The sequence below is a fragment of the Dietzia sp. CW19 genome (genome assembly GCF_014145265.1).
GTDB classification, from domain to species: Bacteria; Actinomycetota; Actinomycetes; order Mycobacteriales; family Mycobacteriaceae; genus Dietzia; species Dietzia natronolimnaea.
In genome coordinates this window covers 1-14,262 of the sequence record NZ_JAALEE010000360.1, presented here as the reverse complement: position 1 = coordinate 14,262, position 14,262 = coordinate 1, and the positions used below count along the sequence as shown (strand labels likewise).

Below are 14,262 nucleotides of genomic sequence, written 5' to 3'. Positions count from 1 at the left end.
ATCGGCAGGTCGAAGCGGATGGCCCCCGCAGCGACCTCGATGGGGGTGATGAGCGAGGTGATGCCCAGAACGGCGCCGATGTTGAACATGTTGCTGCCGACGATGTTCCCCACGGCGAGGTCGCGCTCCCCCCGGTAGGCGGCAACGAGGCTGGTCGCGAGTTCCGGGAGGGACGTGCCGATCGCCACCACGGTGAGACCGATGACCAGATCGCTCATGCCCCATGCCGCAGCGAGGTCGCTCGCTGCGGTGACGAGCAGACGTGCGCCCACGACGAGCATGAGAACGCCGAGGGCCACCAGTGCGCTGCTCTTGAGCACCGAGTGCGACGACCCGACGTCCGCCGAATGTTCGCCACCGGTGCCAACTCCGACTCCAGCGCCCTCGTCGACCGGGTGCTCGCCGCCGGTGTCGGCTCCGGCGCCTGTGCGCTCGTCGGCCGATCCGACCTCTGCCGTGTCGGTCGGGTCGGCGCCGTTCCTACGCGAGATGACCACGGTCGCCACCACGTACGCCACCATGCCGGCGAGCAACAGCAGTCCGTCGAGCAGACTGATCACTCCGTCGAGAGCGACCAGCAACAGCACGATCGAGAATCCCACCATGATGGGGATGTCGACGCGCACGATTCGGGACTTCGCGACGAGCGGCGCGATCAACGCCGTGAGCCCCAGGATGAGCAGGATGTTCGCGATGTTGCTGCCCACCACGTTGCCGACCGCCAGGCCCGGGTAGCCGCTCAGGGCGGCGTCGACGCTCACCGCGAGTTCCGGGGTCGAGGTGGCGAAGGCGACGACTGTCAGCCCCACCACCAGCGGAGAGATCCCCAGGGTGCCGGCCAGTCTGCTCGCGCCGCGAACCAGTAGTTCTCCGCCCGCGACCAGCAGGACGAATCCGACCGCGAGCGCGGCCACCGTCAGGATGCTCATGTCAGATCCCGCGGGCGGGAGGTGGTGAACACCGGCCCGAGGTGCCGTGTCAGAACCGTTGAGGAGTCCATGGCCGCGATTATCCCGTGTCGTGGGCTCCGCCGCTGCTGCCCACCCGTTGATTCAGCCCGCGGTGGCCACCGCCAGGGGCAGGACGGCAGGGGCCCCGGTGGATCGCAGGTGCCTGGCGGCTTCCGTGGCTGTCCAGCCCGTTCCGAACAGATCGGTGACCAGCAGGACGGGCCCGTCGGGAACGGTGGTCGGGCCCGTGAACGTGCCCCACAGCTGAGCTACCCGATAGGCCGAGTTCTGGGCGGTCACCGGTGGGAGCGCGGAGTCGCGGGTGAGCTCCCCGAGGTGGTCCATGCGGCCCATCTGGGCGAGCGCCCTGGCCAGACTCCCCACGAGGATCGGCCGCTCGCCGGTGAGCAGGGCCGCCACGCCGGTGGGACGCTCGTCCCATCCCCAGTCGCGCAGAACCGGGACGCAGGCGCGGACCACCCAGTCGGGCGCCTCCTGGTCGGGCTCGGCGAGCAACCCTCGTAGCTTCTGGCCCAGCCCGAGGTCGGTCAGGCGCGCCAGCGCCCGGCCCTCGGCGGGGCCGTCGGTGATCTTGCCCTTGAGAGGTACGTCGAGCCGCGCGAGCCCGGTGGGCCACTGCCGGCGTGGGGGCAGGACCACTCCGGGACGCTCCAGCGCCTCGCGGGCCCGGGTCAGTGCGCTGGCGTCGACGGCGGTGGTCCTGCGTTCGCCGGTGCAGTTGTCGCAGCGCCCGCACCCGTCGGAGGCCGGGTCGAGGGTGGGGTCGTCGAGCTGGGAGCGCAGGAACTCCATTCGGCACGAGTCGGTCCGCTCGTACTCGATCATCGCCGCCTGCTCGGCCTTCCTCGCCTCGGCCAGACCCGCGTAGCGCTCTGCGTCGTAGTGCCACTGCCGCCCGGTGGAGATCCAACCGCCACGGACCCGCTGGACCGCGCCGTCCACGTCGAGGACCTTGAGCACCATCTCCAGGCGGGTCCGGCCCAGATCTACCGCGGGTTCCAGGGCCTGGGTGGACTGCGGGCGGTCGGGTTCGAGTGCGTCGAGGACCCTCCGGACCACGTCCTCGGCCGGGAAGGCCAGGGAGGCGAAGTGGTTCCAGATGGCCCGGTCCTCGGGGCCGGGGAGCAGGACCACCTCGGCCCGGTCGGCCGCGCGGCCGGCGCGGCCGATCTGCTGGTAGTACGAGATGGGGGAGGGAGGGGCGCCCAGGTGCACGACGAATCCCAGGTCCGGCTTGTCGAACCCCATGCCCAACGCGGACGTGGCGACCAGCGCCTTGAGCTCGTTGTCGAGCAGGGCGCGCTCGAGCTCCTCGCGCTCGGCGGCGTCCGTCCGGCCGGTGTACGCGCTCACGCGGTGCCCGGCGGAGGTGAGTAGCTCGGCCATGTCCTCGGCTGCCGCGACGGTCAGGCTGTAGACGATCCCGCTACCCGGCAGGGACTCCAGGTTCTCCACCAACCAGGCCGCGCGCCGCTCCGAGTCGTCGATCGCCACCACCGACAACCGCAGCGACTCTCGGTCAAGCCCGCCGCGCAGCACGAGAGTGTCGGACTCCGCGGGGTCGCCCGCATCCGTGCCCGGGTGACCGGACCCAACCGGTCGCTCGCCCACGCCGAGCTGCTGCGCCACGTCGCGCACCACACGGTCATTGGCCGTGGCCGTGGTGGCCAGCACCGGGACACCCTCGGGCAGGTCGGCCAGGAGCGTACGGATCCGGCGGTAGTCGGGTCGGAAATCGTGCCCCCAGTCGGAGACGCAGTGGGCCTCGTCCACCACCACCAGTCCGGCGTCTGCGGCCAGGGCGGGCAGAACGGTGTCGCGGAAGTCGGGGTTGTTGAGCCGCTCCGGGCTGACCAGCAGCACGTCCACCTCGCCGGCGCGCACCGAGGCGCGCACGTCGTCCCACTCGGTCATGTTGGCGGAGTTGATGGTGGCCGCCCGCACCCCGGCCCGGGCGGCCGCCTCGACCTGGTTTCTCATGAGCGCCAGCAGGGGCGAGACGATCACCGTGGGCCCCGAACCGAGTTCCCTCAGCAGGCGGGCGGCGATGAAGTACACCGCCGACTTGCCCCAGCCGGTGCGCTGGACCACCAGGGCACGCCGGCGGTCGGCCACGAGCGCTTCGATCGCCGTCCACTGGTCCTCGCGAAGGGCCGCACCCTGCCCGGCGAGCGCGGTCAGCAGTTCGTCAGCGCGCGAGCGGAGAGCGTGGCGATCGGGTCCGGTGGTGGAGGCGGCGCTGGGAAGAGAGGACATGTAGCCCATCGTGCACCACTGTTCAGACAGGGTTGATGCGGCGGATGGCTCGATGCAGTTGACTCGAGGTCATGGGTGGCGAGGATCTCGGGTCGGAACCCCGGACGAGCGAACGCGAGGGACTCGTCGAGAGGGCGGCAGAACGGCTGGCGCGCCGCCGGGTCGGACTGGTGGTCGGAGGAGGACCGGCCGGCGACATGTCTTTCGCCTACCGAGGTGACGACGGTCGCGGGGAGGTCCCGGACGCGGATACCTTGTTCGAGATCGGGTCGATCACCAAGACGTTCACCGCGCTCCTGCTCGCCGACGGTGTGATCCGAGGGGACTGGCGGCTCGACACCCCGGTACGTGAACTCCTCCCGGCCGGTGTGGAGGTTCCGAGCCGGGACGGGGTGGGGATCACCCTGCAACACCTCGCGACCCACACCTCCGGGCTCCCGCGGTCACCGGTGCGTCTCGGGCTCCGGGAGAATGCCGCCTACCTGCGCAAGGGTGCCGACCCGTACGCGGAACTGACCGAGGACGGTGTGCTGCAGGGTCTGCGCTACGCACGGCTGAAGCGGGTGCCCGGACACGGCAGACCGAAGTACTCGAACCTGGGTTTCGGCCTCCTGGGTACCGCGATGACCACGGCGACCGGAGTGGACTACGGCACGCTGGTCCGAGACCGGGTCTGCGGCCCGCTCGGGATGATGGACACCGTCGTCGACGCCCAGATGACCACCGATCAGCGTCGACGGACGGCGGTGGGATTCCGGAGCCGTCGTCGCACCGCCGAGCCCTGGCCCCTGGCCGGTCTCGCAGGCGCGGGTGCACTGCGGTCCACGGCCTCGGACATGGTCCGGTTCCTCGCGGCGCAGGTTAACCCGGCGAGTGCCGAGCTCGGTGACGCCATCCGCTTCACCCACGCCACTCCACCGGGTGGGCCGGAGCAGATGGGGCTCGGGTGGCACCGTGCGGGGGATCGGACCCTGTGGCACAACGGCGGGACCGGCGGATTCCGGTCCATCGCGATCATGGGTCAGGACTCCGGCACCGTGGTTCTCGCGCTGGTCAACCAGAACCGGGGCGCGGACCTGACGGCGTTCCGACTGATGCGCCAGCTGGACGGCTGACGTCGAGGCGCCCGCTGGGCGGGTGACGTCGACACTGGGCGGGGCACAGCGTGGTCATACTGGGAACCATGACGCAGACGTGGAAGAAGATCCTGGAAGCCGACCCCGGGCACTCGCATCGGTACGCCAGGCGGTGGGACGACATGGTGGCCGAGGGCGTCGACATCGACGGCGAGGCGCGGTTGATCGATGCGATGGCACCGCGTGGCGCCCGAATCCTCGACGTGGGGTGCGGTCAGGGCCGCACGGGTGCGTACCTGCACGAGCGCGGACACCGGGTCACCGGCGTGGACCTCGACCCGCACCTGATCGAACGGGCGCGGGAGCTGTGCCCTGAGGCCACCTGGGAGGTGGCGGACCTGGCCGCCGACGGGTGGGCGGCCGGACCCTTCGACCTGGCGGTCTCCGCCGGCAACGTCCTGGCGTTCGTCGACCCCGCCGACCGCGGAGCCGTGCTGGCCAACCTCGCCGCGCGACTGGTGACGGCGTCCGACGACGTCGAGGGACGGCCCGGGCGGCTCGTGGTGGGATTCGGTCTCGACCGCGGGTGGTCGAGCGAGGAGTTCGACGCCGACGCCCGCGAGGCCGGGTTGGAGCTGGAGCAGCGTTGGGCGACGTGGGACCTCCTGCCGTTCAGCGAGGACAGCGGCTTCATGGTCGCCGTACTCGCGCGCCCGTAGCTCAGATCACTCGACCTCGGGCCACGGTGTCCCCCGGGCCTCTCAGTGGTGGAAGTGCGATCCGGCGCCCCGGCGCGGCATCGGAGAGTCGAGCTCGTCGAGGAACAGCACCTCGCCGGCGATGTCCTTGATCAACGCCGAGGCCAGGTCGCGGCTGAGGCCGACGCGGACCACGATGCGCAGCACGGTCAGGTGCGCCAGGTCGTCGGCGAGGGGATAGGCGGGCACGAGCCAGCCCTTCATCCTGAGTCGATCCGACAGGTCGTAGAGGGTCCACGTGTCCGTGTATCCCTCCTTGAGCCGCCACGCGAAGACCGGAATCGTGTCGCCTCGGCTCACCAACTCGAACGGGGCGAGCTTCCCGATCTCGGTGGACAGGAACTGTGCGACGTCGAGGGATCCCTGTTGGACCTGGCGGTATCCCTCCCAGCCGAGCCGGAGGAACATGTAGTACTGCAGCAGGACCTGCGCCCCGGGGCGCGAGAAATTCAGCGCGAGGGTCGGCATGTCACCGCCGAGGTAGCTGCAGTGGAAGATCATGCTCTCCGGGAGAGCCTCCGTATCGCGCCACACGATCCAGCCCACACCGGGATAGACGAGTCCGTACTTGTGGCCGGAGGTGTTGATGGACACGACGCGCTCGACGCGGAAGTCCCATTCAAGATCGGGTTGGCAGAACGGCGCGACCATCCCGCCGGACGCGCCGTCGACGTGGATCCTCACGTCGAGGCCGGTGGCCTCCTCGATCTGGTCGAGCTTCCCGGCTATCTCCGCGACCGGCTCGTAGGCACCGGTGTAGGTGACGCCCATGATGGCGACGACCCCGATGGTGTTCTCGTCCACGTACTTCTCGAGATCGTGGCCGTCGAGCATCGGGTGCTCCGCAGAGATCGGCACCCAGCGGGGCTCCACCTCGAAGTAGTTGCAGAACTTCTCCCAGCAGACCTGCACGGCGGTGGACAGGACGATGTTGGGGCTCTCCGTGGATTCGCCCCGGGCCCTGCGCCTGGCCTGCCAGTGCCGCTTCAGTGCGAGCCCACCCAACATGCAGGCCTCGGAGGAACCGATGGTGGAGGTGCCGATGGAGTCCTGCACGTCCGGCACGTTCCAGAGATCGGCGATCATCCGCCAGCACCGTTCCTCGATCGCGGCGGTCTGGGGGTACTCGTCCTTGTCGATCATGTTCTTGTCGACGGTCTCGGCGTACAGGCGCCTGGCCTCGTCGTCCATCCACGTGGAGACGAACGTGGCCAGGTTGAGCCGCGCGTTGCCATCGAGCATCGCCTCGTCGTGCACGATCTGATAGGCCGTCTCGGGCAGGGCCTGGCCCCTCGGGAGTTCGAAGCGGGGCAACTCGGTGGCCTCGCCCGGACGGACGAACACGGAATTGAAGTCCAGCGACGCACCACCCTCGTTGGTGGTGTGGCGTGCGGAGGTGTGGGGGACGTCGGCCACTGTCTCTCCTCGGATCGGAGGTGGTTCCATGGTGACCCATCGGATTTCAGAGTGTGCCATCGATCACAGCGGACCGTCGCCGTCTTCGCGAGGAGACGGTCAGAGCAGCGACAGGACGCCTCACGGTTCGGTAGACCCACCGCACAGACAGCTGCCCCAGCACACTGGGCTTCATGAGCGCACAGAAGTGGACCGTGGACTGCATGCCGGACCTGACCGGCAAGACCGTCATGGTGACGGGTGGTACGAGTGGTATCGGCAAGGAGGCGGCACGCGAGTCGGCGCGTCGCGGCGCCCACGTGGTGCTCCCGTCCATCACCCGCGCCGAGGGGGAGTCGGCGGCGGCCGAGATCGGTGGTTCGACGGAGGTCCGGGAGCTCGACCTGAGCCGTCTCGACGCCGTGCGCGAGTTCGCGGCGGGGTACACGGACCCGATCGACGTGCTGCTGGACAACGCCGGCCTCATGAGCAGGACCCGCAGGGAGACCGCCGACGGTGTCGAACTGCACCTGGGGGTCAACGTCCTCGGGCCGTTCCTCCTCACGGACCTGTTGCTGCCGCGGATCCGGGAGCGGGTCGTGATCACGGCCTCGATGGCCCACGCCAAGGGCCGGATCGACCTCGATGACCCGCATTTCCGCCGGCGGCCCTACTCGATGGCGGCCGCGTACGCCCAGTCCAAACTCGCGTGCATGCTCTGGGGCCTGGATCTGCAGAACCGGCTCACCGCCGCCGGATCGGCAGTCGACGTCCAGCTGGCGCACCCCGGGTTCGCCGCCACCTCGATCCTCGACCCGACCCCGTTCCCGCCGGTCAACGCGATACTCACCCTGCTCGGTCGACGGATCGTGCCCACCGCGGCCGACGGGGCCCGACCGCTCCTGTACGCCGCGACGGAGGTGCTCCCCCCGGCCTCCTACATCGGCCCGTCGGGTTTCCGCCAGATCGCCGGGGCTCCGGGCCCGTGCGAGCGATCCGCCCCGGCCGGTGATCCGGACCTCGCCCGTCGCTTCCGCGAGTTCGCCGTGCGCGAGACCGGGGCCGTCCCCGCCGTCTGACTGGTACCGGTGGCCCCGTCGGTCGCATCGGTAAGCTGGTGGTCATGACCACCAGCCAACTCGACGCCCCCGACCTCTCCGGCCAGACGGACGCCGATCGGCCCGCCATCGACCCGACACGCGAGGCCGTCCACGACGCGGCACGCCGCGCGCGGGCCGCCTCGCGTCAACTGGCGCTGCTGACCGCGGATCGCAAGAACGCGCTCCTGCTGGCAGCGGCCGACGCGCTGGTGTCCTCGCAGGCGGAGATCCTCTCGGCCAACGCCCGCGACATAGCGGAACAGGAGGCGGAGGGCACCGGCGAGGCCATGCTCGACCGGCTGCGCCTGACCGCTGACCGGATCGAGGGCATCGCCGGTGGTCTGAGGCAGGTGGCGGGGCTGGCCGACCCGATCGGCACCGTCACCCGTGGCTCCACCCGCCCCAACGGATTGCAGCTGCGTCAGGTCCGCGTTCCCCTGGGCGTGATCGGCATGATCTACGAGGGTCGCCCCAACGTCACCGTCGACGCGTTCGGCCTGGCGTTCAAGTCGGGCAACGCGGCGCTGCTGCGCGGGTCGCGTTCGGCCCGGCACTCCAACGAGGCGCTCGTGACCGTTCTGCGCGAGGTCCTGGCCCGCCACGAGCTGCCGGTGGACGCCGCGCAGTTGCTGCCGTCGGCGGACCGGTCGTCGGTGACGCACCTGATCCAGGCGCGCGGTCTGGTCGACGTGGTGATCCCCCGTGGCGGTGCGGGTCTCATCCAGACCGTGGTGGAGAACGCCAAGGTCCCGGCCATCGAGACCGGCACCGGCAACTGCCACCTCTACATCCACGGGGACGCCGATCTCGACGAGGCCATCAGGTTGCTGCTCAACGGCAAGACCCGGCGCTGCAGCGTGTGCAACGCCACGGAGACGGTGCTGCTCGACAAGGCCCTCGGTGACGCCGCCGTGGACCGCGTGGTGGGTGCGCTGCAGTCCGCCGGCGTCACCGTCCACGGCGACCGTGAGGGTCTGGTTCCCGCGGACGACGTGGACTGGGGTGAGGAGTACCTGAGCATGGACATCGCGCTCAAGGTGGTCGACGGTGTGGACGCCGCCATCGAGCACATCGCCCGCTGGTCCTCGGGGCACACCGAGGCCGTGGCCACCCGGAGCATCGAGGTGGCCGACACGTTCTGCGCGCAGGTCGACGCCGCCGCGGTCATGGTCAACGCCTCCACCGCGTGGACAGACGGAGAGATGTTCGGCTTCGGCGCCGAGATCGGCATCTCCACACAGAAGCTGCACGCCCGCGGGCCCATGGGCCTCGAGGAACTCACCTCCACCAAGTGGATCGCCCACGGCAAGGGGCACGTGCGTCCCTGACGCGCGGTACCCGGGCCGACGGCCCACCACCAGCGACCTGCAGAACCGAAAGGACCCACCCATGGACCGAGCCAGGACCGCGCAACGACCGGCATTCGAGAGCATCGACCACGTCATCGAGAGCCTCGGCGCGCAGGGCTACCTGGCCGACCGCTCGACCGCGACCGTGGTCTACCTGGCGGACCGGTTGGGAAAGCCGCTGCTCATCGAGGGGCCCGCGGGCGTGGGCAAGACCGAACTGGCCAAGGCCGTCGCCGCGGCCACCGAGGCCGAGCTCATCCGTCTGCAGTGTTACGAGGGCGTCGACGAGGCCCGGGCCCTGTACGAGTGGAACCACGCCAAGCAGATCCTGCGGATCCAGGCCGGCCAGGGCGAGGGATGGGACTCCACGCGCGACGATGTGTTCTCCGAGGAGTTCCTGCTGTCGCGGCCGCTGCTCACCGCCATCCGTCGGAGCGAACCCACCGTGCTGCTGGTCGACGAGGTGGACAAGGCCGATATCGAGATCGAGGGCCTGCTGTTGGAGGTGCTGAGCGACTTCGCGGTGACCATCCCCGAGCTCGGCACCATCGAGGCGATCCGCAAGCCGTTCGTGGTGCTGACGTCCAACGCGGCTCGCGAACTCTCCGAGGCGCTCAAGCGTCGCTGCCTCTACCTGCACCTGGACTTCCCGACCCCCGAACTCGAGCGCAAGATCCTCGGCTCGCGGGTGCCGGAGCTCGACGACCGGCTGGCCGAGCAACTGGTCCGGGTGGTCGGGGTACTGCGCGCCATGGCACTCAAGAAGGTGCCGAGCGTGTCCGAGACCATCGACTGGGGCCGCACCCTGGTCGCGCTGGGACTGGACACGATCGACGACGAGACCGTCCTGCAGACCCTCGGCGTGGTCCTCAAGCACCAGTCCGACCAGCTGCGCGCGGCCGCCGAACTGCGGCTCAACTAGCGTGCGGCGATCAGGAGGTCAGGCGAGATGACCACGCGTTCACCCGGCGGGATGTCCGGGCACCTCGTCGACTTCGTCGACGCGCTGCGACGTAAGGGCATCCCCGTCGGTCCGAGCGAGGCGGTCGACGCGGCCGCGGCGATGGTCCACATCGATCTGCTCGACCGCGCGGCGCTCAGGGAGGCGCTCGCCGCGACGATCCTGCACAAGCCCACCCACCGTGGCGTGTTCGACCAGCTCTTCGACCTGTGGTTCCCCGCCGCGATCGGGGCGCACGCCGCCTCGGACGGGGTGGCGCTCGAGGTGGAGATCCCGACGGACGACGACGGCAACGTGGACCCGGAGGCTCTCAACGAGCTCATCGCCTCACTGCTGCTGGAGGACACCGACGAGTCGCGGGCCAAGGCCCGGGCGCTGGCGGAGATGCTGGTCGAGCAACTCGGCTCCTACGACTCCGCCGGCGGCCAGCGGTTCTCCGCCTACCAGGCCCTCAGCCCGCTGGACACCGGCTCGATCATGCAGAAGATCCTCGACGGCCTGATGGGCGCCGACCCCTTCGATCCCGACGGCTCCAATCGGCACGCCGAGAAGTCCGCGGCCGCCAACTCCGCCGCGGACATGGTGCGGGGCTTCCTGCGCGAGGTCGCCGACGAGACCCGGCGCCGCACCGCGGAGACCGTGGGGCGCGACCGGGTGGCTGACTACGCGGTGGGCCCCGCGGCCGAGCAGGTGGACTTCCTGCGCGCCAACGACCAGGACCTGCAGGTGTTGCGACGGCGCGTGGGCCCCCTGGCCCGCCAGCTCGGCAGTCGCCTGGCCGCACGTCGTCGTCGTCACCGTCAGGGCGCGATCGACATGCGCAAGACGATGCGCCGGTCCATGTCCACCGGCGGTGTGCCGGTGGAGCTGGTGCTGCGCAAGCCCCGGCCGGCGCGGCCCGAGCTGGTGGTGCTGTGCGACGTGTCCGGGTCTGTCGCGGGGTTCAGCCACTTCACGCTCCAGCTGGTGCACTCCCTGCGCGAGCAGTTCTCCCGCGTGCGGATCTTCGCCTTCGTCGACACCACCGACGAGGTGACCTCGTTCTTCGAGACCGGTTCGGACCTGGGATCGGCGATGAGCAGGATGGTGCGCGAGGCCGAGATCGTCACCTACGACGGGCACTCCGACTACGGGCACGCGCTCGAGGGGTTCGCCGACCGCTACGCCCACACGCTCACCCGCACGGGCTCGCTGCTCATCCTGGGCGACGGGCGCAACAACTACCGCGACCCGTCCGTGGAGGCGCTGGAGTTCGTGAGCGAGCGCGTCGGGCACACCCACTGGCTCAACCCGGAGCCCAAGCGGCAGTGGGGGACCGGGGACTCGGCGGCCAGGCTGTACTCGCAGTACGTGCCCATGCACGAGTGCCGGAACGTGGAGCAGCTCACGGCGGTCGTCGCGGGCCTGCTGCCCGTGTGAGGGTGCCGACACGCGAGTAAGCGGAACGAGGGGCTTGACCGATAGACTCGGCGACCATGACCACGACGGGGACCGCCGCGGGCGCCGGGCGCCGCATCGGAGTGATGGGCGGGACCTTCGACCCGATCCATCACGGTCACCTGGTGGCGGCCAGCGAGGTGGCCCACCGTTTCGATCTCGACGACGTGGTGTTCGTCCCCACCGGCGAGCCGTGGCAGAAGCAGGGACGGACCGTCTCGCCCGCCGAGGACCGGTATCTCATGACCGTCATCGCGACGGCCTCCAACCCCCGGTTCTCCGTCAGCCGCGTGGACATCGACCGCCGTGGCCCCACTTTCACCGTCGACACCCTCAGGGACCTGCTGCGACAGAACCCGGGCACCGAGCTGTTCTTCATCACCGGTGCCGACGCGCTGGAGAAGATCCTGACCTGGCGCGGGTGGGAGGAGATGTTCGGGCTCGCCACGTTCGTCGGGGTGTCACGCCCGGGCTTCGAGTTGTCCGACACCCACCTCGCGGAGATCGGCGACGGGCGCGTGCACCTGCTCGAGATCCCCGCGCTGGCCATCTCCTCGACCGAGTGCCGACGGCGCGCGGCCGAGGACGTCCCGGTCTGGTACCTCGTACCGGACGGGGTCGTCCAATACATCGCCAAACGCAATCTCTACCGTCCCGAGGGCTCCACCAGGCTCGACGGGACTCCCGCCGCGACAGCTCCGGCACACCGCGAGCTCGTCCCCACCGAACCCCACACCGAGGAGAACCACCAGTGACAGCTAGCCCCGAGGCCCTGGAGATGGCGGGCGTCGCCGCCCGCGCCGCAGACGAGAAGCTGGCCACGGACATCGTCGTGATCGACGTCTCCGGCCAACTCATCATCACCGACTGCTTCGTCCTGGCGTCGGCCGAGACCGAACGCCAGGTCAACGCGGTCGTCGACGAGATCGAGGACAAGCTCCGCGAGGCGGGGCACAAGCCGCTGCGTCGGGAGGGGACGCGTCAGGGGCGCTGGGCGCTGCTCGACTACAACGAGGTGGTGGTCCACGTCCAGCACGTCGACGAGCGCGACTACTACTCGCTCGACCGTCTCTGGAAGGACTGCCCGGTCGTGGAGATCGAGGGTGTCGAGGCCGCGGGTCGGCCCGACGCCGCGACCAGCAGCGCCGACGATTCGCTCGCCCCGGAGGAGCCGCAGCGGGACCAGGGGCTCTGACACACCTGTGACCCGACGTCTCATCCTGCTGCGTCACGGCCAGACGCACTACAACGCCTCGCTGCGGATGCAGGGCCAGTTGGACACCGAGCTCAGTGAGCTCGGTGTCCAGCAGGCCCACGCGGTCGGTCGCGCCCTGGCGTACCGCCGACCGTGGACGATCCTCTCCTCCGATCTGCAGCGGGCACGCGAGACGGCTCGGGCGCTGGCCTCGGAGGTCGGACTCGACGTGCGGACCGATCCGCGCCTGCGGGAGACCGACCTGGGCACCTGGCAGGGGATGAGCCATTCCGAGGTCGACGAGCTGTGGCCCGACGCGAGGATGCGGTGGCGCAGTACACCCCGGTGGTCACCGCCGGAGGGGGAGAGCCGTCTCGACGTGGCCCGGCGCACCCGCCAGGTGGTCGACGAGCTCGTGGACGCCTCGCCCGGGTGGAACGAGCACCCGGCCGTGCTCGTGGCCCACGGGGGAGCGATCGCCGCACTCACCGCGGCTCTGATCGAGCTGCCGGTCGATCAGTACCCGATCTTCAACGGTCTCGGGAACACCTGCTGGGTGCAGCTGTCCGCCCACCCCCGTCCCGGTTCCTCCTGGGGTGGACAGCCCGCGGCGCCGGAGATCGGGCCGACGACCGACGGTGCCCGCGAGGTGCTGTGGCGACTCGACCAGTGGAACGCCGGTCTCACGCCCCCGGTGGTCCCGTCATGACCATCCGCCTGGTCACCGACTCCAGCGCCGACCTCCCCGAGGAGTGGGTTCGCGAGTTCGGCATCACCGTGGTGGGTCTGCACGTGGTCGAGGAGGGGGACCGCGCGGTCTCGACGGCCGCGGTCACCCCCGACGAGCTGACGGCCATCTACCAGGAGCTCCTCGACGACCCGGACTGCACGGGCATCGTCTCCGTACACCTCTCGCGTGAGCTATCCCGGACGTGGGAGTCCGCAGCCGACGCCGCCACGAGATTCGGGGGCCGGGTCCTGGTCTCGGACTCCCGGTGCGCCGGGATGGCGTTCGGCGCCGCTGTTGCCCAGTGCGCGTGGGCGGCGAACAACGGGCTCGGCCTGTCCGCCACGTACGAGCTCGCCGAGCGGATCTGCCGTGGGGCATCCACGTTCGCCGCTCTGGAATCACTGGAGAGCCTGCGCCGAGGGGGCCGGATCAGCGCCGTCGCCGCGATCTTCGGCAGTGCGTTGGCCATGCGCCCGATCATCGTGCTGCGCAACGGTTCGGTCGACCTGGCCGCCAAGGCCCGGACCACGTCCAAGGCGCACGAGAGGTTGCGCGCGCTGCTGCGCGACGAGATCGGCCGCGGCGACGTGCTGGTGGTCGTCCACCATCACGAGGCCCCGGAGCGGGCTCAGGAGATGGCCACCGAGATCCGTAAGGAGACCCCGTTCCCCGAGCGGGTCCTCGTCGTCGAGTTCGACGAGGTCCTGGCCTGGCACCTGGGGCCCGGGACGGTGGGCGTCTCGGTGACCGACCTGGTGGACACCGGATTCCCCATCCCCGCGGTCTCTCCACAGGACGGCGACTGAGAGACCTCCGCGGGGCCGGGGTGGAGCGTCCTCCGGGCTAGCGTCGCCCCATGTTCCCCGACACCCGGACTCGTCCCGCGGATACCGGTGATCCCGCTCGCGAGGCTGCGCTGCACCGGCTCTCGAGCGTGACCGCGCCGGTGGGTCCGGCCTCCGCTCCCTGGTCCGACGCGGATCCGGACGGCAGGCGACCCGAGCGGGTGCCGCCCGCGGACCCGGATCCGGCGG

The 14,262-nt window shown here is 70.3% G+C and carries 13 protein-coding genes; 10 read left to right on the top strand and 3 right to left on the bottom strand.

The window, feature by feature from the left end:
• The coding region (locus G6021_RS11070) for a calcium/sodium antiporter (protein WP_241736524.1) at positions 1 to 929 on the bottom strand (929 nt) is incomplete at its 3' end.
• A gap of 123 nt (positions 930 to 1,052) precedes the next feature.
• Complete coding sequence (locus G6021_RS11065) at positions 1,053 to 3,236, bottom strand: DEAD/DEAH box helicase (protein WP_182641289.1); 2,184 nt, start codon at positions 3,234 to 3,236, stop codon at positions 1,053 to 1,055.
• 62 nt (positions 3,237 to 3,298) lie between these two features.
• Between G6021_RS11065 and G6021_RS11060 the strand changes: the two genes are divergently transcribed.
• A complete protein-coding gene (locus G6021_RS11060) occupies positions 3,299 to 4,342 on the top strand; it encodes a serine hydrolase domain-containing protein (RefSeq protein WP_277817942.1) in 1,044 nt (347 codons plus the stop codon).
• A 68-nt stretch (positions 4,343 to 4,410) separates the two neighbouring features.
• Complete coding sequence (locus G6021_RS11055; protein ID WP_182641287.1) at positions 4,411 to 5,022, top strand: class I SAM-dependent methyltransferase; 612 nt, start codon at positions 4,411 to 4,413, stop codon at positions 5,020 to 5,022.
• Between the two features lie 42 nt (positions 5,023 to 5,064).
• Here the strand turns inward: G6021_RS11055 and G6021_RS11050 are convergent, their stop codons facing one another.
• Positions 5,065 to 6,477 (bottom strand): glutamate decarboxylase, encoded by a 1,413-nt coding sequence (locus tag G6021_RS11050; protein WP_347238957.1) that lies wholly within the window; start codon positions 6,475 to 6,477, stop codon positions 5,065 to 5,067.
• Positions 6,478 to 6,650: 173 nt separating this feature from the next.
• Between G6021_RS11050 and G6021_RS11045 the strand changes: the two genes are divergently transcribed.
• From G6021_RS11045 to G6021_RS11010, 8 genes are all read left to right on the top strand, one after another.
• Positions 6,651 to 7,535: an SDR family NAD(P)-dependent oxidoreductase gene (locus tag G6021_RS11045; protein ID WP_182641286.1), complete on the top strand. Its 885-nt coding sequence runs from the start codon at positions 6,651 to 6,653 to the stop codon at positions 7,533 to 7,535.
• Between the two features lie 38 nt (positions 7,536 to 7,573).
• The gene (locus G6021_RS11040; protein ID WP_347238956.1) at positions 7,574 to 8,884 is read left to right on the top strand and encodes a glutamate-5-semialdehyde dehydrogenase; all 1,311 of its coding nucleotides are present in this window, start codon (positions 7,574 to 7,576) and stop codon (positions 8,882 to 8,884) included.
• Between the two features lie 61 nt (positions 8,885 to 8,945).
• Positions 8,946 to 9,827 (top strand): MoxR family ATPase, encoded by an 882-nt coding sequence (locus tag G6021_RS11035; protein WP_182641285.1) that lies wholly within the window; start codon positions 8,946 to 8,948, stop codon positions 9,825 to 9,827.
• A 27-nt stretch (positions 9,828 to 9,854) separates the two neighbouring features.
• A complete protein-coding gene (locus G6021_RS11030; protein ID WP_182641284.1) occupies positions 9,855 to 11,285 on the top strand; it encodes a VWA domain-containing protein in 1,431 nt (476 codons plus the stop codon).
• A gap of 56 nt (positions 11,286 to 11,341) precedes the next feature.
• On the top strand, positions 11,342 to 12,058 hold the full coding sequence (gene nadD / locus G6021_RS11025) for a nicotinate-nucleotide adenylyltransferase (RefSeq protein WP_182641283.1): 717 nt from the start codon (positions 11,342 to 11,344) through the stop codon (positions 12,056 to 12,058).
• Positions 12,055 to 12,498, top strand: coding sequence for a ribosome silencing factor (gene rsfS, locus G6021_RS11020; protein WP_182641282.1), 444 nt, complete (start codon positions 12,055 to 12,057; stop codon positions 12,496 to 12,498). Before nadD ends, rsfS begins: the two co-directional genes overlap by 4 nt.
• Positions 12,499 to 12,505: 7 nt before the next feature.
• Complete coding sequence (locus G6021_RS11015) at positions 12,506 to 13,207, top strand: histidine phosphatase family protein (RefSeq protein ID WP_107748189.1); 702 nt, start codon at positions 12,506 to 12,508, stop codon at positions 13,205 to 13,207.
• Positions 13,204 to 14,034, top strand: a complete 831-nt coding sequence (locus G6021_RS11010; protein WP_182641281.1) for a DegV family protein — start codon at positions 13,204 to 13,206, stop codon at positions 14,032 to 14,034. Before G6021_RS11015 ends, G6021_RS11010 begins: the two co-directional genes overlap by 4 nt.
• Positions 14,035 to 14,262: the final 228 nt, after the last annotated feature.